This window comes from Agromyces humatus (assembly GCF_021228295.1).
GTDB classification, from domain to species: domain Bacteria; phylum Actinomycetota; class Actinomycetes; order Actinomycetales; family Microbacteriaceae; genus Agromyces; species Agromyces humatus.
The window spans coordinates 445,882-465,321 of record NZ_JAJQPD010000002.1; the positions used below are offsets into that span (position 1 = coordinate 445,882).

17 protein-coding genes and 1 riboswitch are annotated in these 19,440 nt (G+C 70.6%); of the genes, 3 read left to right on the forward strand and 14 right to left on the reverse strand.

The features are described 5' to 3' along the window. Positions 1-10 precede the first annotated feature (10 nt). From LSF15_RS04760 to LSF15_RS04790, 7 genes are all read right to left on the reverse strand, one after another. On the reverse strand, positions 11-574 hold the full coding sequence (locus LSF15_RS04760; RefSeq protein ID WP_232497366.1) for a nucleoside/nucleotide kinase family protein: 564 nt from the start codon (positions 572-574) through the stop codon (positions 11-13). Beyond that, on the reverse strand, positions 561-1,340 hold the full coding sequence (locus tag LSF15_RS04765) for an energy-coupling factor transporter transmembrane component T family protein (protein WP_232497367.1): 780 nt from the start codon (positions 1,338-1,340) through the stop codon (positions 561-563). The genes LSF15_RS04760 and LSF15_RS04765 overlap by 14 nt, the downstream gene beginning before the upstream one ends. Next, complete coding sequence (locus LSF15_RS04770) at positions 1,337-2,863, reverse strand: ABC transporter ATP-binding protein (RefSeq protein WP_232497368.1); 1,527 nt, start codon at positions 2,861-2,863, stop codon at positions 1,337-1,339. The genes LSF15_RS04765 and LSF15_RS04770 overlap by 4 nt, the downstream gene beginning before the upstream one ends. A gap of 1 nt (position 2,864) precedes the next feature. Further along, entirely contained in the window at positions 2,865-3,494 is a 630-nt protein-coding gene (locus LSF15_RS04775; RefSeq protein ID WP_232497369.1) for an ECF transporter S component, read from the reverse strand. Positions 3,495-3,534: 40 nt separating this feature from the next. After that, positions 3,535-3,644: riboswitch (TPP riboswitch) on the reverse strand. Positions 3,645-3,698: 54 nt separating this feature from the next. Then, positions 3,699-4,055: a hypothetical protein gene (locus tag LSF15_RS04780; RefSeq protein WP_232497370.1), complete on the reverse strand. Its 357-nt coding sequence runs from the start codon at positions 4,053-4,055 to the stop codon at positions 3,699-3,701. Between the two features lie 30 nt (positions 4,056-4,085). After that, positions 4,086-5,375: a DNA polymerase IV gene (locus tag LSF15_RS04785; protein ID WP_232497371.1), complete on the reverse strand. Its 1,290-nt coding sequence runs from the start codon at positions 5,373-5,375 to the stop codon at positions 4,086-4,088. Positions 5,376-5,422: 47 nt separating this feature from the next. After that, positions 5,423-6,058: a hypothetical protein gene (locus LSF15_RS04790; RefSeq protein WP_232497372.1), complete on the reverse strand. Its 636-nt coding sequence runs from the start codon at positions 6,056-6,058 to the stop codon at positions 5,423-5,425. Positions 6,059-6,222: 164 nt separating this feature from the next. Between LSF15_RS04790 and LSF15_RS04795 the strand changes: the two genes are divergently transcribed. Continuing rightward, on the forward strand, positions 6,223-7,521 hold the full coding sequence (locus tag LSF15_RS04795; protein WP_232497373.1) for an acyltransferase family protein: 1,299 nt from the start codon (positions 6,223-6,225) through the stop codon (positions 7,519-7,521). A 61-nt stretch (positions 7,522-7,582) separates the two neighbouring features. Here LSF15_RS04795 and gatB read toward each other — a convergent pair whose 3' ends face one another. From gatB to LSF15_RS04830, 7 genes are all read right to left on the reverse strand, one after another. Continuing rightward, positions 7,583-9,097, reverse strand: a complete 1,515-nt coding sequence (gene gatB, locus LSF15_RS04800; RefSeq protein WP_232497374.1) for an Asp-tRNA(Asn)/Glu-tRNA(Gln) amidotransferase subunit GatB — start codon at positions 9,095-9,097, stop codon at positions 7,583-7,585. After that, a complete protein-coding gene (gene gatA / locus LSF15_RS04805) occupies positions 9,097-10,632 on the reverse strand; it encodes an Asp-tRNA(Asn)/Glu-tRNA(Gln) amidotransferase subunit GatA (RefSeq protein ID WP_232497375.1) in 1,536 nt (511 codons plus the stop codon). The genes gatB and gatA overlap by 1 nt, the downstream gene beginning before the upstream one ends. Continuing rightward, positions 10,629-10,931, reverse strand: coding sequence for an Asp-tRNA(Asn)/Glu-tRNA(Gln) amidotransferase subunit GatC (gene gatC, locus LSF15_RS04810; RefSeq protein ID WP_232497376.1), 303 nt, complete (start codon positions 10,929-10,931; stop codon positions 10,629-10,631). Before gatC ends, gatA begins: the two co-directional genes overlap by 4 nt. Before the next feature lie 122 nt (positions 10,932-11,053). Next, the gene (ligA, locus tag LSF15_RS04815; RefSeq protein WP_232497377.1) at positions 11,054-13,396 is read right to left on the reverse strand and encodes an NAD-dependent DNA ligase LigA; all 2,343 of its coding nucleotides are present in this window, start codon (positions 13,394-13,396) and stop codon (positions 11,054-11,056) included. A gap of 36 nt (positions 13,397-13,432) precedes the next feature. Beyond that, the gene (locus LSF15_RS04820; protein WP_232497378.1) at positions 13,433-14,164 is read right to left on the reverse strand and encodes a hypothetical protein; all 732 of its coding nucleotides are present in this window, start codon (positions 14,162-14,164) and stop codon (positions 13,433-13,435) included. Positions 14,165-14,464: 300 nt separating this feature from the next. Further along, on the reverse strand, positions 14,465-15,568 hold the full coding sequence (gene mnmA / locus LSF15_RS04825; RefSeq protein WP_232497379.1) for a tRNA 2-thiouridine(34) synthase MnmA: 1,104 nt from the start codon (positions 15,566-15,568) through the stop codon (positions 14,465-14,467). A gap of 49 nt (positions 15,569-15,617) precedes the next feature. Continuing rightward, a complete protein-coding gene (locus tag LSF15_RS04830) occupies positions 15,618-16,832 on the reverse strand; it encodes a cysteine desulfurase family protein (RefSeq protein ID WP_232497380.1) in 1,215 nt (404 codons plus the stop codon). A gap of 19 nt (positions 16,833-16,851) precedes the next feature. Between LSF15_RS04830 and glgX the strand changes: the two genes are divergently transcribed. Both glgX and ybaK read left to right on the forward strand, forming a co-directional pair. Then, positions 16,852-18,933 carry a glycogen debranching protein GlgX gene (gene glgX / locus LSF15_RS04835; RefSeq protein ID WP_232497381.1) on the forward strand — a complete coding sequence of 694 codons (2,082 nt, stop codon included), beginning with the start codon at positions 16,852-16,854 and terminating at the stop codon, positions 18,931-18,933. Next, positions 18,930-19,439 carry a Cys-tRNA(Pro) deacylase gene (gene ybaK, locus LSF15_RS04840; RefSeq protein ID WP_232497382.1) on the forward strand — a complete coding sequence of 170 codons (510 nt, stop codon included), beginning with the start codon at positions 18,930-18,932 and terminating at the stop codon, positions 19,437-19,439. Before glgX ends, ybaK begins: the two co-directional genes overlap by 4 nt. The last annotated feature ends 1 nt before the right edge of the window (position 19,440 follow it).

Here is a 19,440-nt window from a genome sequence, read left to right on the forward strand (position 1 = left end):
CACGCTCGGGTCAGGTGGCGACGGTGCGCACCCGGATGGCGACCTGCGGTGCGGGCGCCGTGCGGCGGAGATGCCGACGCCACTGCGCGTCCCACATCTCCCAGTACGGGTCGAACCGCCCCCCGTCGCGGTCGAGCGCGCGCTGCTTGCGAACACGATCGGATGCCTCGACCCACACCCGCACGGCCTGCGATGCCGCGCGCCCCGCGGTGAAGGCGCCGCAGCCCTCGATCACGAGCGCGTGGCCGGGCCGGCTCACCTCGAGTGCGCCGGGGCGATCTGCCGCCCAGTCCCAACGCCGCCAACGGCCGACCCCGCCGCGCAGGAGCGGTGGCACGAGTGTGCGAGCGAGCTGCTCGCCCGCAACGTCGAGCCCCGACCAGCCCGGGTATACGTCATCGAGGCGCACGACGGTCGGCGCGTTGCCGGGCCAGGCCTCGACGACCGAGTCGGCGAGGGTCGACTTGCCTGATCCGCTCGGCCCGTCGATGAGCACGATCGGTGTTCGGCGTCCTCGAACGGCGGCGACGATCGCCGCGACGACCGGCGTCACGACACCGTCACGACCAGACAAGGTTCCAGCTTCCGGCGAGGATCGCCGCCGACACGGATACGACCGCGACGAGGCACCCGACCGCGATGACCCGCCACTCGGGTGCACCGAAGGTCGCCCTCCGAGCCCAGGTGCGCGCTCCGGGCGCTCCGAATCCGCGGGACTCCATCGCCGTGGCCAGGATGCCACCACGGCGGATGGCCAGCACGAGCAGGGCGAAGGCCTGGCCGAGGCTCCGGCGGATGACGCCACGGTCGGCGACCCCGCGTGCCCGGCGGGCCAGCGCGAGCGTGCGCCAGTCGTCGATCGACGACCCGACGAGCCGCAGCGCCGCGAGGGCGCCGAGTACGAATCGCGCGGGGAGCCTGAGCGTCTGCGCGAGGCCGTCGGCGAAGTCGGTGGGATCGATGGTGAGGAAGAGCACGACCGCGGGCAGGGCGATCGCGATTACGCGCGTCATCGTGGCCAGCCCGATCGCGATCGAGCCATCGCTCACCTCGATGAGGCCGAACTGCCAGTAGGTCGTGCCCGACGGTGCGCCGTAGAGCACCATGCTGATGCCGGTGAGCGGCGCGGCGATCCAGACGGGCAGGGTTCGCGGCGACCACAGCAGTGGCCCGAGTCCGACCGCGGTGAACACGATGAGCTCGCAGAGGATCGCGACGCCCGCCGAGACGGGGTCGAGGGTCAGCACCAGCCCGATCGAGAGCGGTATCGTCGCGGCGACCTTCGCGACGGGGTTGATCGTCGCGAGGGGCAGGTCGGGGCGCACGGTGGCGATGCTCATGCCGACGCTCCCCCGGCCTGCGAGCGGCCTCGCGCTGCGGCATCCGTCATCGCCGCGTCGCCGACGACCCCCAGCGCGAATCGGTTGTCGGCGACCGCGTCGACGAAGGTCTCATCGTGCGTCACGGCGATGATGCCGACACCGTCGTCGCGCAGGTCGGCGATGAGTCGAGCGAGTTCGCGCCACGTGTTGGCGTCCTGCCCGAACGTGGGTTCATCGAGGACGAGCATGCGAGGGCGCGTGGCGAGCACCGTGGCCACCGAGAGTCGGCGTTTCTCGCCCCCCGAGAGCGTGAACGGATTCGCCGAGGTGAGCGCTTCGAGTCGCAGAGCGGCGAGCAACGGTGCGATGCGCTCGCGCCGCTCGCCCGCTGACATCTTGAGCGCGCGCGGCCCGACTTCGAGCTCTGCGAGCACCGAGCCCGTGAGGAACTGATGCTCGGGATGCTGGAACACGGTGCCGATGCGAGTGAGCAGGTCTCTGGAGCGCCATCGCCAGGGCTCGTCTCCACGCGCGCCGGCCATCGGCGCCCCGGGCTCCAGTCGACCGCCGTCGGGTCGCAGCAGCCCCGCCATCGTGAGCGCGAGGGTCGACTTTCCGGCGCCGTTCGGTCCGGTGATGGCGGTGATGCGGCCCGTATCGATGCGCAGGTCGAGGCCGCGCTGCACTGGCACTCGGGGCACGCGGGCGACATCGAGCCGATGCGCGGCCATGAGCGGCTCGACATCGCGCGCCGTCGAGCGACGGGCACGCCACGGGACATCCGATGGCAACCACACGCCGGCCGCCCGGAGCGGCGCCGCCTGCCCGACCAGCACCGCGTCGGGGCTGCCGTCGGCGAGCACGCCGCCGTGACCGAGCACGACGACCCGGTCGACGACCGGCATCCACACCGAAACCCGGTGCTCGATGACGACGAGCGTCGCGCCGGTGTCATCGGCGACTCGCGCTACCGCGTCGCGCACCTCGTGCACCCCTTCGGGGTCGAGGTTCGCCGTCGGCTCGTCGAGCAGAATCAGACCGGGGCGCATCGCGAGCACACCCGCGAGCGCGAGACGCTGCCGCTGACCGCCCGAGAGCGCCGACGTCGAATGGTCGAGTGGCAGGCGCAACCCCACCGCTTCGAGCGCAGCCCCGACACGGCCCCAGATCTCGTCGGTCGGAACGCCGAGATTCTCGAGGCCGAACGCGACATCGTCGCCGAGCCTGGCCATCACGATCTGCGAATCGGGGTCCTGCAGCACGAGGCCCGAACGGCCCCGCGCAGCCGACGCCGGGCGTCCGTCGACGGTGAGCTCGCCGAGCGACTCACCCTCGTCGTCGCCACCCAGGACGCCCGCGAGCCCGTGCAGCAGTGTCGACTTGCCCGCGCCCGACGCGCCGAGCAGGAGCACGCGTTCGCCCGGATCGACGCGCAGGTCGAGGCCGGAGACGGCGGGCACGCTCCTGCCGCCGTGCCGCCACCCCCAGCCCCGCGCCTCGATCGATGCGGGCACGGAGGCGGCGATCGCGCCGCCCGTCATGTCAGACCGCCTGCAGCTCGCGCCCGGCGGCGAATCGGCCGAGGGCGCCCGCACGCGCGAGTCCGCGCACCGCGAGCCAGGACAGACCCCCCGCGATGAGCGCACCGCCGACGACCGCCGACACGGTGTAGATCGTCGCGAAAGCCGGTGCCGCGCCGGCGTACCAGAGGATCAGGTCGTTGATGGCCATGCCGAGGCCTGCCACGGCGCCCGCGAGCAACGCGACCGGGAACCGCCAGTACCGGTACAGGAAGAGCGCGAAGACGAGTTCGGCTCCGAGGCCCTGCACCAGACCGGCCTCGATGGTCAGCAGTCCACCCCATTGGCTGCCGATGAGCGCCGAGACGACCGCCGCGACGAGTTCGGTGTACAGCGCGGCGCCGGGTTTGCGGATGATGAGCCCGCCGAGGACGCCGGCGATGAGCCAGACCGCGGCCGGCGCGGCCTGCAGTCCGGGGAGGAGCGCCTCGATCGGCGCCGAGATCGGCGCCCAGGCGACGCCCCACGCCCAGAAGACGACGCCGACGGCGACGCCGATGACACTCGCGACGACGATGTCGACGACGCGCCAGCGCAAGCGCGGCGCTCCGTTCGTCGTGGCGGAACCGGATGCGGAGATGGTTGCGTGCACGTGTCGTGCCCTTTCTACTCGTGGAAAGAGGCACGGGAATATGAGATGTGATTGGCCTCCCTGCGCTGGCATGACCCAGATCAGGTTCGACGGTCGAAGGTTGAGAACCTTCCTCTCAGCCCGGCTCACCGGACTCCCGTGTTCAGCGTCGAGTATACGCCGACGCTGAGGTGGTCGCCGCCCGTTGCGACGAAACGGCCGTCGTCAGTGCTTGAGCGCGCGGATGACCCAGCGCAACGCCTTGCCCGTGACCCACACGAGCGGCGTGGCCACGAGAATCATGCCGATGATGTTCGGCTCGAACCGTACATCGCCACCGCGCCCGACATATGCGCCGAGCGGAATGGAAACACCGCCACCGCCACCCCCGCTGCCGCTGCCCTGCCCATGGATCTCCTTGCTGCCGACGCCGTCTCCGGTGCCGCTGCCACCCCCGAACCCGTAGTAGCCGAGTGCGACGGGCACGACCTTGGTGCCGTCGATGTCGACCGGCTCCCCATAGGAGGTCTTGACGCCGACGCCGGCGACCGTCTGAGCGAGTTCGAGAACGAGATCAGCCATGCGCGCAACGCTACCCGCCGTGGGGTCGGGTTACCACCCCCACCCGGCGGCGGCCTCGGCTGCGTCGTCGTCGCGGGTGCTCGGACGCGGCGTATCGGCACGTCGGTCGCCGACCGGGCGGACGAGCGTCGCCGGCGTGACGGCGCCCTTGCCGAACTTCGCCGTGACCTCGTCGATGGTGCGCTCGGCGTCGCGCCAGTCTTCATCGGGATCCCAGAGCATCGCCCCGGTCGTCGACACGCGCAGGTGCTCGGCACGCACGCCGAGGAGCCTCACGCGCTCGCCATCGCCGATCAGCTCGCGGAGTGCATCTGATACCTCGTCGTAGATGCGTCGGGCGACGTCGGTCGGTTCGGCGAGTGTGCGCGAGCGGGTGACGGTGCGGAAGTCGCCGTAGCGCAGCTTCAGCACGACGGTGCGACCGACCATGCCCGCCTTGCGCAGCCGCACCGCGACGTTGTCGGAGAGCCGCAGCAGTTCACGGCGCAGGTCGGCCTGGTCGGTGAGGTCGTGGCTGAACGTCGTCTCATGGCCGATGCTCTTCTCGGTGCGCGTCGTGTGCACGTGGCGCGGGTCGATGCCATTCGCGAGACTGCCGAGCTTCGCCGCGAGCGCCGGGCCGACCGCGCGTTCGAGCGCAGCGGGCGGCATGCCCGCGACGTCGCCCACAGTGCGCAGCCCGAACCGCGCGAGCGATTCTTCGGTGACTCGACCCACGCCCCAGAGCGCCGACACCGGCAGCGGGTGCAGGAAGGCGATGGTGTCGGCGGCAGGCACGACCAGCATGCCGTCGGGCTTCGCGCGACTCGATGCCACCTTGGCGACGTACTTGGTCGCCGCGACGCCGATCGAGCACGTGAGGCCGGTCTCGTCGAAGACGCGCCTGCGGATCGACCAGGCGATCTCGGCCGGGCTGCCGTGCAGCCGACGCGCCCCCGACACGTCGAGGAAGGCCTCGTCGATCGAGAGCGGCTCGACGAGCGGCGTGATCTCCTCGAAGATCGCCATGACGCGCTTCGAGTACACCGAGTAGCTCGCGTAGTCACCGCTCAGCACGACCGCGTTCGGGCATCGCTGCAATGCGACCGACATCGGCATCGCGGAGTTGACGCCGTACCTGCGCGCTTCGTAGCTGGCCGCAGCCACCACGCCGCGCCCGGCGGTTCCGCCGACGAGGACCGGCTGGCCGCGAAGGTCGGGCCGCTTCAGCAACTCGACCGAGACGAAGAACGCGTCCATGTCGACATGCAGGATCGGGGTCGCCGAATCGTCGACCGGGCCGCTGGTCACCTGGCGCGACGAGCCGTCCTGCTTGCTCATGCTGCGACCTTAGCCGCTGCCACCGTCACCCAGCAGAGCGCGAGTGATCAGAAGCCGCCGAAGTCGCCGCCACCGAGGTCGCCACCTCCGAAGTCGCCGAAACCGCCGAAGTCGCCACCCCCGTCGCCGCCTGAGGCATCGACAGATCCGGCATCGGCTGACCCGGAATCACCCGCTCCGGCGTCGCCACCCTGGTCGCCGCCGGCCTCGAACGCGCCAGGGTCGGGCAGGAACGCCTGCGCGATCGCCGACCCGATCACGACCCCGGCGATGGTGCCGAGCATCGAACTGCCGATCATCTGCCCCATCGACGGGCCACCCTGCGCCCGCCCGCCCTGGGCGTTCGCACCGTTGAAGGCGCGCTCCATGCTGCCGGGCGAACGCAGCTCGGCGCGCGTCGCCGCGCGCGCGAGCGCGCTGGGCTCGTCGGAGACGAGCCGTTCCCCGGGCGGCATCTGCTCGGCGAGCGAGCGGTAGACTGCCTGACGCTGCTCGGGAGTGAGCTTCGCGAACGCCTCAGTGTGCACGGCCTCGATCGACTCGGGCGGCGCCGTGCGCAGCAGGTACCGATAGCGCTCGACGGCGAGTTCGTCATCGCTCAGCTGTCGAGCCTGGGGAACCGGCGGTGCGGTGCGTTGGTCACGCGAATCGCCGCCGCCGAAGAGTCGATCCAAGAAGCCCATGATGTCCTCGTCAATCGTTCAGGGGACGACCAATCTATGGCCGCCAGCATCAAGCCTGCTGTGAGTGACTGCGAGCACCGCGTCGTGTCGCCGTATTTCCCGCGTCTTTCCTGAGCGATCGTGTCAGACTTGCAGTAAGCCAGCCGGATCCTGTCGGAGGGGCCGTGAGCGAGTCGAGCGCATCGTATTCCGCCGCCGCCATGCTCGGTGGAACCGCACGTGACCCCGTCATGGATCTGGTCCGTGTGCTCTGCGTCGCCGTGGTGGTCGTCGGCCACATGCTCATGATCGGCGCGGCGGTCATTCCAGGCCGCGGACTCGTCGTCGAGAAGACGCTCCTCGAGACGAACTGGATCGGTCCGGTGACGTGGATCGCACTGATCATGCCGCTGTTCTTCGTCGTGGGTGGCTTCGCCGGGATCGGTGCGTGGCAGCGCCTGGAGGCCTCGGGTGGAACGGCGGCCGACTTCATCCGGTCGCGCATCCTCAGGCTCGCTCGCCCGTCGATCGCCCTGTTCGCCGCGCTTGCGCTCGGCGTGCTCTCGATGCACCTTGCGGGCGTTGATCCCGCAGTGATCCGGCTCATCGCCCTCGGCGTCTCGTCGCCGCTCTGGTTCCTCGCGGCCTACGCCTTCGCGCAGGCGTATCTCCCAGGGCTCGCGGTCCTCCACGTCCGCGCCCGCTGGCGGACGCTTACGACCTTGGCCGCGGGCGCGGTGGCTTTCGACGTCCTGCGGGTCGCCACCGGCATCGAGCCGCTCGGCCTCCTGAACATGACGTTCGTCTGGCTGTTCGCGCAGCAGTTGGGTTTCTGGATCGCAGACGGATGGTTCGGCGCCAGATCCCGCGCCACGGTCGCGGCGATCGGTCTGGGCGCGTACCTGCTGCTCGCCGGTCTCGTCGGAGTCGGATACTCCGGCAACATGCTGGACAATCTCAATCCGCCGAACTTCGCACTCGTCGCTCTGGCGGTCGGACAGACGTGCCTGCTGGTGCTTGCATATCCCGCGCTGGAACGCGTCGCGGCCATGCGACCCATACGGGTCGCCGTGGCGATCGTCGGCTCCCGGCTGATGACGATCTACCTGTGGCACGTGCCCGTGCTCGTGCTCGTCATCGGCCTGCTGCTGATCACTCCCCTGCCGACGCCGACGGCCGGCTCGACCGAATGGTGGCTGACGAGGCCCGTGATCCTCGTTGTCATGGCCGGCGTGCTCGCGGGGATCTCACCCCTGCTCAGTCGACTGGAACGCCCGCCGTCCGCCCATGGATACCGCGCCTCGGATTGGTCGACGGGGCTCGCGGCCGGGTGCATGGTGATCCCGTCGTTCGTCGTCATCGTCTTCGGACTCGACTTCACGGTTGCGGTATCGAGCGCACTCGTCCTCACGGCCGCCGCGCTGCTCCTCGGTCCACTACCTGCGCGCAGGCGCGCGGACGACCCGAGCACCGTGGCGCCGTAGCGGCCGCCTTCGGGCCCCCGGGGTCACGAAGGCGTCGATGGCGACCGTAACGCCCTGCTCGTCAGCCTTGGGCGCGCTCGAGCACGAGCTCGCGCACCCGCGCCGCATCGGCCTTGCCGTGCATCGCCTTCATGACCGCGCCGATGACCGCGCCGGCGGCCTGCACCTTGCCGTCGCGGATCTTCGCGAGCACGTCGGGCTGCGACGCGAGCGCCTCGTCGATGGCCGCGATGAGTGCTCCGTCGTCGGAGACGACCGCGAGTCCACGTGCGTCGACGATCTGCTGCGGGGACCCCTCGCCCGCGACGACGCCCTCGAGCACCTGTCGGGCGAGCCGGTCGGTGAGGGTGCCTGCGTCGACGAGCTGCGCGAGCTCGGCGACGTGCTCGGGGATCACGAGGCTCGCGGCATCCTGGCCAGCGGCGTTCGCGAGGCGGGCGATCTCGCCCGTCCACCACTTGCGCGCCGCGGCGGGCGTCGCACCCGCCTTCACCGTCTCTTCGAGCTCGACGAGCAGGCCCGAGTTCGCGACATCCTGGAATTCGAGATCGGTGAAGCCCCACTCGGCCTTCAACCGGCGCCGATGCGCGGCGGGAGGCTCGGGAAGCGCCGCCCGCAGCTCCTCGATCAGCTCGGCCGACGGCACGACCGGCAGCAGGTCGGGCTCGGGGAAGTAGCGGTAGTCGTCGGCGTCGGACTTCGGCCGGCCCGGGCTCGTGGTGCCCGTGTCTTCGTGCCAGTGCCGCGTCTCCTGCGTGATCGAGCCGCCCTTGGCGAGGATCGCCGCCTGCCGCTGGATCTCGTAGCGGACCGCTCGCTCGATCGAGCGGAACGAGTTCACGTTCTTCGTCTCGGTGCGGATACCGAGCTGCTCGGCACCGCGCGGTCGCAGCGACACGTTCGCGTCGCAGCGCAGGTTGCCGCGCTCCATGCGCGCCTCGGAGATGCCGAGCGAGAGCGCGATGTCGCGGATGGTCGACACATAGGCCTTCGCGAGTTCGGGCGCGTCGGCCTCGGCGCCGAAGATCGGCTTCGTGACGATTTCGACGAGTGGCACGCCGGCGCGGTTGTAGTCGACGAGCGAGTACTCGGCGCCCTGGATGCGACCGGTCGAACCACCGACGTGCGTGAGCTTGCCCGCGTCTTCTTCCATGTGCGCGCGTTCGATCGGCACGTCGAACACACGGCCGTTCACGAGCTCGACCTGAACCGATCCCTCGAAGGCGATCGGCTCGTCGTACTGCGAGATCTGGTAGTTCTTCGCGAGGTCGGGGTAGAAGTAGTTCTTGCGCGCGAAACGACTCGACGGTGCGATCGAGCAGCCCAGCGCGAGACCGAGCGAGATCGACGAACGAACCGCGTCGCCGTTGACCACCGGCAGCGAGCCTGGCAGCCCGAGGCACACCGGCGACACGAGGGTGTTCGGCTCGGCACCGTGATACGCCGAGTTGGCGGGATTCGGAGCCGGCGAGAACATCTTGGTCGTCGTGTTCAGCTCGACGTGCACCTCGAGGCCGATCACCGGCTCGAAGAGCTCGAGGGCCTTGTCGAAGTCCATCAGTTCAGCGCGGGCCATCAGAGTGCGCCTTCCTCGGTCGCGGTGAGCTCATGGGTCGAGAGGTCGGGGGCGCTTGCGAGCAGCGGACCGCCCCACTCGGCCTCGAGCAGCTGCTCGAGTACGCCGCCGACGTTGTAGAGACGTGCGTCTTCGCGCGCGGGCGCGAGGAACTGGATGCCCACGGGAAGGCCGTCTTCGGGCGCCAGGCCCGCCGGCACCGAGATGCCGGGAACGCCGGCGAGGTTCGCGGGGATCGTCGCGATGTCGTTGAGGTACATCGACAGCGGGTCGGCCAGCTTCTCGCCGAACTTGAACGCCGTCGTCGGTGCGGTCGGCGAGGCGAGCACGTCGACCTGCTCGAAGGCCGCGTCGAAGTCGCGCTGCACGAGCGTGCGCACCTTCTGGGCGCTGCCGTAGTAGGCGTCGTAGTAGCCGGCCGAGAGCGCGTAGGTGCCGAGGATGATGCGACGCTTCACCTCGGGGCCGAAACCGGCCTCGCGCGTGGCCGCCATGACCTGCTCGACCGTGCCGCCGCCGTCGGGCGTGACACGCAGGCCGAACCGCACCGAGTCGAACTTCGCGAGGTTCGACGACGCCTCGGCGGGAAGGATCAGGTAGTACGCCGCGATCGAGTACTCGAAGTGCGGGGCCGAGACCTCGACGATCTCGGCACCCTGCTTCGCCAGCAGGTCGAGCGACTCGTGGAACCGCTGCCGGACACCGGCCTGGAAGCCCTCGCCGTCGAGCTCCTTGATGACTCCGATGCGCAGGCCGGAGACATCCGCGCGCCTGACCGCCTCGGCCATCGATGGCCAGCTCTCGGGGATCGAGGTCGAATCGAGCGGGTCGTGCCCGGCGATGACGTCGTGCAGCAGGGCGGCGTCGAGCACCGTGCGCGTGACCGGGCCGATCTGGTCGAGCGACGAGGCGAGGGCGATCGAGCCGTAACGGCTCACCGCGCCGTACGTGGGCTTGACGCCGACGGTGCCGGTGACGTGCGCCGGCTGACGGATGGACCCGCCGGTGTCGCTGCCGAGCGCGAGCGGCGCCTCGAACGCCGCGACGGATGCCGCGGATCCACCGCCCGAGCCGCCGGGGATGCGCTCGAGGTCCCACGGGTTGTGCGTGGGACCGTAGGCGGAGTGCTCGGTCGAGGAACCCATGGCGAACTCGTCCATGTTGGTCTTGCCGAGGGGCACGAGGCCGGCCTCGCGCACCTTCGTGACCGGGGTCGCGTCATAGGGCGGGATCCACCCCTCGAGGATGCGCGAGCCCGACGTCGAGGGCATGCCCTTGGTGACGAGCACGTCTTTGACCGCGATCGGCACGCCCGCGAGCGGGCCGAGCTTGTCGCCTGCGGCACGCTTCGCGTCGACCGCGGCCGCGGTCTCGAGCGCGTGCTCGCCCGCGACGTGCAGGAACGCGTGCACGGCACCGTCGACGGCGGCGATGCGGTCGAGGTGCGCACGGGTCGCCTCGACCGACGACACCTCGCCGGCGGCGAGCTTGGCGCCGAGATCGGCGGCGGACAGGCGGATCAGGTCGTCGCTCACTGCTCTTCTCCCAGGATCGCCGACACCACGAAGCGGTTGCCGTCGCGCTCGGGGGCGCCCGCGAGCGCCTCGTCGACACTCAGCACGCTGGCGCCGACCACGTCGTCGCGATAGACGTTCTGCATGGGGATCGGGTGGCTGGTCGGCGGCACGTCGGGCGTGGCGACCTCGCTCACCTTCTCGACCGCGTGCATGATCTGGGCGAGCTCGGTCGTCAAGTGCCCGATCTCTTCGTCGGTGAGCGCGATGCGTGCGAGGTTCGCGAGGTGTGCGACCTGCTCTGCACTGATTTCGGACATGCTGCTCCGTCGTCTCGTGGTGGGGATCAACCGATTCTATCGGGGTGGGTCGAGGCATCGGATGCCGCGTGCCGGGCCCCTCGCGCACCCGGCGGTAGGGCCGGGGTCGACGACCGGCCACCTCACCCGTCGAGCGCCGCCGGCCCCTCGCTGACGAGCACCGCGAACTGCGCCGCATCGAGCACCCGGATGCCGAGGTCTTCGGCCTTGGAGAGCTTGGAACCCGCACCGGGGCCCGCCGCCACGAAGTCGGTCTTCTTCGAGACGCTCGAGGCCGCCTTGCCGCCGGCCGCGATGATCGCCTCTTGTGCGCCCTCGCGGGTGAAGCCGTCGAGGCTGCCTGTCGCGACGATCGTGAGCCCGGCGAGGACGCCGTCGGCATCGGCCGCTCGCCCCGGGCCGGGATGACCCGGGGTCGCGAACTGCACCCCCGCGGCCGCCCAGCGCTCGACGATCTCGCGGTGCCAGTCGACCTCGAACCAGTCGAGCAGCGAGTCGGCGATGATGCCGCCGACGCCCTCGACCTCGGCGAGTTCCTCGCGAGACGCGGCTCGGACCGCGTCGAGCGAGCCGAAGTGGTCGGCGAGCGCTCGCGCGGCGACCGGGCCGACGTGACGAATGTTGAGCGAGACGAGGATGCGCCAGAGCGGTTTCGTCTTCGCCTTCTCGAGCTCGGAAACGAGCTTCGTCGCCGCCTCGGACGGGAGCAGTTCGCGGTGGTTCTTGCGAATGCCTCGGGCCCGGCGCTCGGTGGGCGTCAGCTCGTCGGTGCCGGGCGGGTAGGTGATGCGCACCTTCTGGAAGGGGGCACGGCGGACCTCCTCTCCAGTGACGGGGTCGGTCTTCGGCTCCCCCGTCTCGGCGCCACGGACGACGACCTCGATCGGCACGAGCTCGTCGACGGTCAGGTCGAAGAGTCCCGCCTCGGTGACGAGGGGCGGGGTGGACGGCACGGACGGCTGCGTGAGTGCAGCGGCGGTGACCTCGCCGAGGACCTCGATGTCGAGCGCGCCCCGCGACCCGATGTGCTCGACGCGCCCCCGCACCTGTGCGGGGCAGGACTCTGCATTCGGGCATCGGAGGTCGATGTCGCCTTCTTTCATCGGGCGGAGCGGTGTTGCACACTCGGGGCAGCGTTCGGGCATGTGCCACTCGCGCTCGGTGCCGTCGCGGAGCTCTTCGACGGCGCCGAGGATCTCGGGGATCACGTCGCCGGCCTTTCGAAGGACCACGGTGTCGCCGATGAGCACGCCCTTGGCCTTCACGACGTCTTGATTGTGGAGCGTCGCCTGCTCGACGGTGCTGCCCTGCACCTTCACGGGCGCCATGACCGCGTACGGCGTCGCGCGCCCGGTGCGGCCGATGCCGACACGGATGTCGAGGAGCTTCGTGTGCACCTCCTCGGGCGGGTACTTGTATGCGATCGCCCATCGCGGCGCCCGACTGGTCGCGCCGAGCTCGGCGTGCAGCTCGAGCTCGTCGACCTTCACGACGATGCCGTCGATCTCGTGTTCGACGTCATGGCGATGCTCGCCGCGATCGGCGATGAACGCGGTCACCTCGTCGACCGAGTCGAACACGCGGGAGTGCGGAGACACCGGCAGGCCCCAGCCGGCGAGAAGCCCGTAGATCTCGGACTGGCTCGATACCGGCGGGTTCTGCCACGCGCCGATGCCGTGCAGGTACAACGAGAGCCGCCCGAGCCGATCTCGCATGAGTTCGAGTTGCGGCGCCGACTTGTTCTCGCGACGCTGACGGAGGCTGCCCGCTGCGGTGTTGCGTGCGTTGGCGAACTCGGGGAAGCGAGTCGGGATCGCGTCTTCGGCCCGGCCCTTCTCGCGCTGCTCGGCGACGAACTCGGCCTGCAGCCGGTGTTGCCGCTCGTTGAGTGCCTGGAAGTCGTGCGGCTGAAGGAAGACCTCGCCACGCACCTCGAAGAAGGTCGGGAAGCCGTCGCCAGCGAGCCGGCGTGGGATCGCCGGGATGAACTCGATGTTCTCGGTGATGTCTTCGCCCACCCGGCCGTCGCCACGGGTCGTCGCCGTCTCGAGTACGCCGTCGCGGTAGGCGAGGCTGATCGCCAATCCGTCGATCTTGAGCTCGGAGAGCCAGCGCACGGCACGCCCCGCGGCAGCCTGTGCCTTCGTCGCCCACTCGGCGAACTCGTCGAGCGTGAACACGTTGTCGAGGCTCAGCATGCGCTCGGCGTGTTCGTGCGACGGGAACCCGGCCGACACCAGCGCCGCGCCGACCTGCTGAGTCGGGCTGTCCTGCCCGGCAAGCTCGGGGAAGGCGCGTTCGAGCGCCTCGAGTCGATGGAAGTCGACGTCGTACTCGGCGTCGCTGACGAGGCTCACGCCCTCGGAGTAGTAGGTGGTTCGATAGCGCTCGATGCGCTCCGCGAGCGCCTCGGCCTCGGCACGTGCGGTTTCGAAGTCGGTCGGGATGTCGCTCACAGGCGCCATCCTACGGGCGACCGCCGACGGCGTCGCGGACGCGCGCTACGCCTCGAACCCGGCGCGATCCACCTTGCGGTGGTAGCGGACGCCCGCGAGGCTGCCGAGCATGGCACCGCCGAGGCTCACGATGGCGACGACGACCGCGCCGATGATGGTCGCGATCGTCAGAGCATCGTCGGGAACGGGAAGCCGCGGGAGCACGTCCAGGTAGCCGAGGATGTCGGTCCGGCCGCCCAGCACGACGCTGATGAGCACCACGACGAGCGCGATCACGAGGGCCCAGACCCAGACCGCGAGGCCCTGCGCGACGCCACTGAAGCGTGCCATGCGCCCGGCGACGTAGCCGCCGCAGGTGAACGCTGCCAACAGCAATGCGAGCAATGCCCCGACGCTGATCCAGCCGACTGCGTCGGGGTCGAGTGGGATGTCTCGTGCCAATGCCCGCGGGCTCTGCGCGACATCGAGCCCGAGCGCGACGCCCGTAGCGGCGACCACCAGGATGACGATCGCCGCGACGCCCGTGGCGATGAGCCACCCGAAGAACGCCGAGCCGACCTTCAGCCCGCCGAATCGAGCGCGTTGGCGTTCGACGACCTCCTCGCGGGTGGGCGGGATGGAGACGGCCGGGTCCTCCCAGTCGTCGAGTCGCGGTTCGATGATCATCGTCGGGCTCGTCGTGGGCGCGGGCGCCAAGTTGCGGAACGGCGCCGCCGGATCTTCGTTCGGGTCTGCGTGATATCGGTTCGGGTCGACGGTTTCGCGTGGGTAGGTCACGGATTCTCCTCGTCATTCGCTCGGCGCCGGGGTAGCGCCAGCGCGAATCTACGCGAAGGCGGTCCCTGGGTCGAGGTTCCGGCCCGCTGCGTCGCATCTGCAGAGTGATAGGGACGCGGACCGGTCACGCCGCGACTGGGTGTGCCCGGTCGGTGCCGAGGTCAGCAGTGTGTCACGTCGAATGAGCTGGCGTGGGCGCCGAGCCCACCGTCGGAGCGAGCCGCCTGCGAGGAGACGACGCCCCGGGATCTGATCGTGACGTCGCTCGAATCGGCGCGGCATCGTGCGCGCCGGTCGCGTTCAGCCGACCGGTACCGCACTCACGGTGCGGTCGATCGTGAACTGCCCGAGCACTCGCGTGCCGGCGTAGACGACGGCGGTCTGCCCTGGTGCGACGCCGTCGAGCGGATGCTCCGGGGTGACGACGAACTCGTCGTCGACGAGCACGGCGACCGCGGGAACCGGGTCGGCGTGGGCGCGGATCTGCACGTCGCAGTCGAACGACGTCGCGGGGTCTGCGGGCGGGAGTCCGGCCCAAGAGAACCGCGATCCCGCGATGAGCCCGACTGCGAGCGCCGCTTTCGGGCCGACGACGACCGTGTTCTCTTTCGGCCGCACCTCGAGCACGAACCGGGGCTTGCCGTCGGCGGCCGGCGTGCCGAGACGCATGCCGCGTCGCTGGCCGACCGTGTACGCGTGGGCACCCTCGTGCGACCCGACGACGGCACCGCTGCGGTCGACGATGTCGCCGGTCGCGGTGCCGACCTTGTCGGCGAGCCAGCCCTTGGTGTCGCCGTCGGGAATGAAGCAGATGTCGTAGGAGTCGGGCTTCTGCGCCACGCTCAGTCCGCGGCGTGCCGCCTCTTCGCGCACGAGCGCCTTCGACGGGGTGTCGCCGAGCGGGAAGTACGCGTGCGCGAGCTGCTCGGATGTGAGCACGCCGAGCACGTAGCTCTGGTCTTTCGCCTCGGCGCTCGCGCGGTGCAGCTCGCGGTGGCCGTCGGCGTCTTCGACGATCTTCGCGTAGTGGCCGGTGGCGACGGCGTCGAAGCCGAGCGCGAGCGCCTTCTCGAGCAGGGCGGCGAACTTGATGCGCTCGTTGCAGCGCATGCACGGGTTCGGTGTGCGGCCGGCGGTGTACTCGGCGATGAAGTCGTCGACGACGTCGGCCTTGAACCGCTCCGAGAAGTCCCACACGTAGTAGGGGATGCCGAGCACGTTGGCGGCCCGCTGCGCGTCCATCGAGTCTTCGATGGTGCAGCAGCCACGGCTGCCCGTGCGCAGGGTTCCGGCGTTGCGGCTGAGCGCGAGGTGCACGCCGACCACCTCATGGCCTGCCTCGACGGCGCGCGCGGCTGCGACGGCGCTGTCGACGCCGCCGCTCATCGCTGCGAGAACCTTCACCACTCCAGTGTAAGCAGGCTCGCCTGAGCGGATGCCGCGTGGGCGGCGGTCAGCGGTCGAACGAGGTGGCACGGGCCGCGAGGCCGGCGCGGGTGGCCTGCGCGTGCGCGGCAGGGAGCGCTGCGAGGAAGGCATCGACGTCGGCGTCGGTCGACGTGTGCCCGATCGTGATGCGCAGGGCGCCGCGGGCGTCGGCTTCGGTGCGGCCCATGGCCATGAGCACGTGCGAAGGTTCGGGCACTCCGGCCTGGCACGCGGATCCGGTGGACACCGCGACGCCGGCGGCGTCGAGCAGGAACAGCAGCGAGTCGCCCTCGCAGCCCGGGAATGAGAAGTGCACGTTGCCGGGCAACCGCCCCTCAGGCGAAGGGTCGCCAGAGAGCCGAGCCGACGGCACCGCGGCGAGCGCCCCGGCGATGAGCCGGTCGCGCAGCGCGGCCATGCGGGGCGCGTCGTCGTCGAGACGCGCGGCGACCACGCGTGCCGCCGCCGCGAACGAGGCCGCCGCCGCGACATCCTGCGTGCCCGAGCGAACCTTGCGCTGCTGGCCGCCGCCGTGGATGAGGGGCTCGACGGCCGCCGTGCGGTCGAGCACCAGCGCGCCGATGCCGGCCGGCCCGCCGATCTTGTGCGCCGAGGCGCTGAGGGCGACGAGACCGACGCCGCGTGGGGCATCCGTCACTCGCCGCAGACGGTGGAAATCGATCGGCAGCTGCCCGTACGCCGAGATCGCGTCGACGTGCAGCGGCACGCCGGCTCGCGCGGTGAGCCGGGCGACCTGCTCGACCGGCTGGATGGTGCCGACCTCGTTGTTGGCCCACAGCATGGTGACGAGGGCGACGGATGACCCATCGCCGAGGGCCGACTCGAGGGCGTCGAGCCGCACGCGCCCGACGTCGTCGACCGCGACCTCGTCGATGACGGCACCCTCGTGCTGTGCGAGCCATTCGACGGTGTCGAGCGTCGCGTGGTGCTCGCCTGCCGGCATGAGGATGCGTCGGCGGGCAGTGGTCTGTCGCTGCCACCAGATGCCCTTGATCGCGAGGTTGACGGCCTCGGTGCCGTTGCCGGTGAGGATGACCTCGATGCCGTCGGCGCCGAGCGTCGCGGCGACCTGCTCGCGCGACTCCTCGAGCAGGCGCTTGGCGTGCTGCCCCGCGCTGTGGATCGACGAGGGGTTGCCGACGACCGCGAGGGCAGCAGTGAGCGCCTCGATGGCTTCGGGCAGCATCGGGGTCGTGGCGGCGTGGTCGAGATAGACCATGTGTCCTACTGTAGAACCCATGTCTGCGCCCGATCCCCTGCTTGACCTCGGTGTTCGCACCGGCGCAGAGGGCGGTGCGATCCGCGTCTGGTCGGAGCACGCGACATCCGTCGACCTCGTGATCTTCGATGCCGACGACCTCGACTGGGCAGCCGAACGCACCCCCCTGACCCGCGATGAGCACGGCGTGTGGAGCGGGGCATCGGCGACGCTCGTGCCGGGCGCGCACTACGGCCTGCGCGTCGACGGGCCGGCCGGATTCGACCACGCGTTCAACCCCGTGCATTCCCTGCTCGACCCGTACGCGAGGGGTCTGGCGAAGGCCGACGACGGCTCGTGGCGCGGCGTCGCGCTCGCCTCGCTCACCGAGACCGGCTTCGACTGGGGCGGCGTCGTAAAGCCGCGCACCCGGCTCGATCACACGGTCATCTACGAGGCGCACCTGCGCGGCTTCTCGAAACTCAACACCGCGATCCCCGAACCGCTGCGCGGCACCTACGCCGGGCTCGCCCACGACGCATCGCTCGAGTACCTCACGGGGCTCGGCGTCACGGCAGTCGAGCTGCTGCCCGTGCACGCCTTCGTCTCCGAAGAGCGGCTCGTACGACAGGGCAAGCTCAACTACTGGGGCTACAACACGCTCGCGTTCTTCGCGGCCCACGCGCCGTACGCGTCGGCAGCGGCCCAGGCCGAGGGCGCCTCGGCCGTGCGGCGCGAGTTCGCCGGCATGGTGAAGCGCCTGCACGAGGCGGGGCTCGAGGTCATCCTCGACGTCGTCTACAACCACACCGCCGAAGAGGGCCGTCAGGGCCCGACGTACTCGTTCCGCGGCATCGACAACGCGGCCTACTACCGTCACGACGCGCACGGGCGCTACGTCGACACCACCGGGTGCGGCAACTCGCTCGACTTCGGCCGCGAACCCGCCCAGCGACTCGTGCTCGACTCGATGCGGTATTTCGCCGACGAGCTGCAGGTCGACGGGTTCCGCCTCGACCTCGCCGCGACGCTCGGCCGCGACGACCACGAGCAGTTCACGCCCGAGCATCCGCTGCTGCAGGCGATGCTCGCCGACCCCGTGCTGAGCGCCTCGAAGCTCATCGCCGAGCCGTGGGACGTCGGCCCCGGCGGCTGGCAGACCGGCAACTTCCCCACGGGCTTCAGCGAGTGGAACGACCGCTACCGCGACCGCATGCGCGACTTCTGGCTGGGCGACCTGCGTCGCGAGCGTGCGAGCGACCCGGGCGTCAGCGGCATCGGCCGGTTCGCGACCCGCCTTGCGGGCTCGTCGAACACGTTCTCGGTCGAGCGCGGGCCGCTCGCGAGCCTCAACTTCATCACCGCGCACGACGGCTTCACGCTCGCCGACCTCACCGCGTTCGACGTGAAGCACAACCGGGGCAACGGCGAGCAGAACCGCGACGGCACCGACAACAACAACTCGTACAACCATGGCGTCGAGGGCGAGGCGGCCGACCCGGCGATCCGCGCGGCGCGGCGGCGCAGCATCCGCAACCTGCTCGGCACGCTGCTGCTGTCGGCGGGCGTGCCGATGCTGACCGCCGGCGACGAGTTCGGCCGAAGCCAGCGCGGCAACAACAACGCGTACTGCCACGACTCGCCGCTGACCTGGATGGCGTGGGACGCCGAGCAGCGCCCCCGGTTCGGGCCCGACCTGCTCGCGACGACGCGGCACCTCATTCGACTGCGCGCCGAGAATCCCGCGCTGCGTCCGGTACACTTCGGCCGGCTCGGCGAGACCACGAAGAACGCCTCGCAGATGGACTGGTTCAACGCCGAGGGCGGCACGATGACCATCGACGACTGGAACGACCCCGGCGAGCAGACGCTGCAGTTCCTCGCGGCGTCGACGCCCGAGTTCGAGGAGTTCAACCGCATCCTGCTCGTCGTGCACGCGAGCGAATCGGCCGCCGAGGTCATCCTTCCCTCGCACGGGGGCGTCGCCGGGTACACGCTCCTGTGGGACTCGGCCGAGGAGTCGCCCAGTTACGGGCTGGGCGGCGAGCACGCACCGGGCGAGCAGGTCACGATCCAGGGACCGTCGATGCGGCTGTTCCGCGTCGACGGAACGCCGGCGTGACCAAGCGATCGGATGCCGCATCCGCGGCGTCGGCGGCAACCCCCGCGACCCTCGCGCTGACGAGGGCCGGCATCGCCTTCACGGCACGTTCGTACGACCACGACCCGCGCGCCGCGGCCTACGGCCTCGAGGCCGCCGAGAAGCTCGGCGTCGAACCCGAGCGGGTGTTCAAGACCCTGCTCGCGACCATCGACGGCGAGCTCGCGGTCGGCATCGTGCCCGTGGCGCTGCAGCTCGACCTCAAGGCGCTCGCGCACGCGCTCGGCGCCAAGCGCGCCGAGATGGCCGACCCGAAGGTCGCCGAGCGCAAGACCGGCTACGTCGTCGGCGGCATCAGCCCGATCGGGCAGAAGACCCCGCTGCCGACGGTGCTCGACGAGTCGGCGATCCTCTGCGAGACGATCCTCGTGTCGGGTGGACGCCGGGGGCTCGACCTCGAGCTCTCCCCCGACGACCTCATCGCGGTCACGGGCGGGCAGTACGCCCCGATCGCGCGTTCCCGCTAGC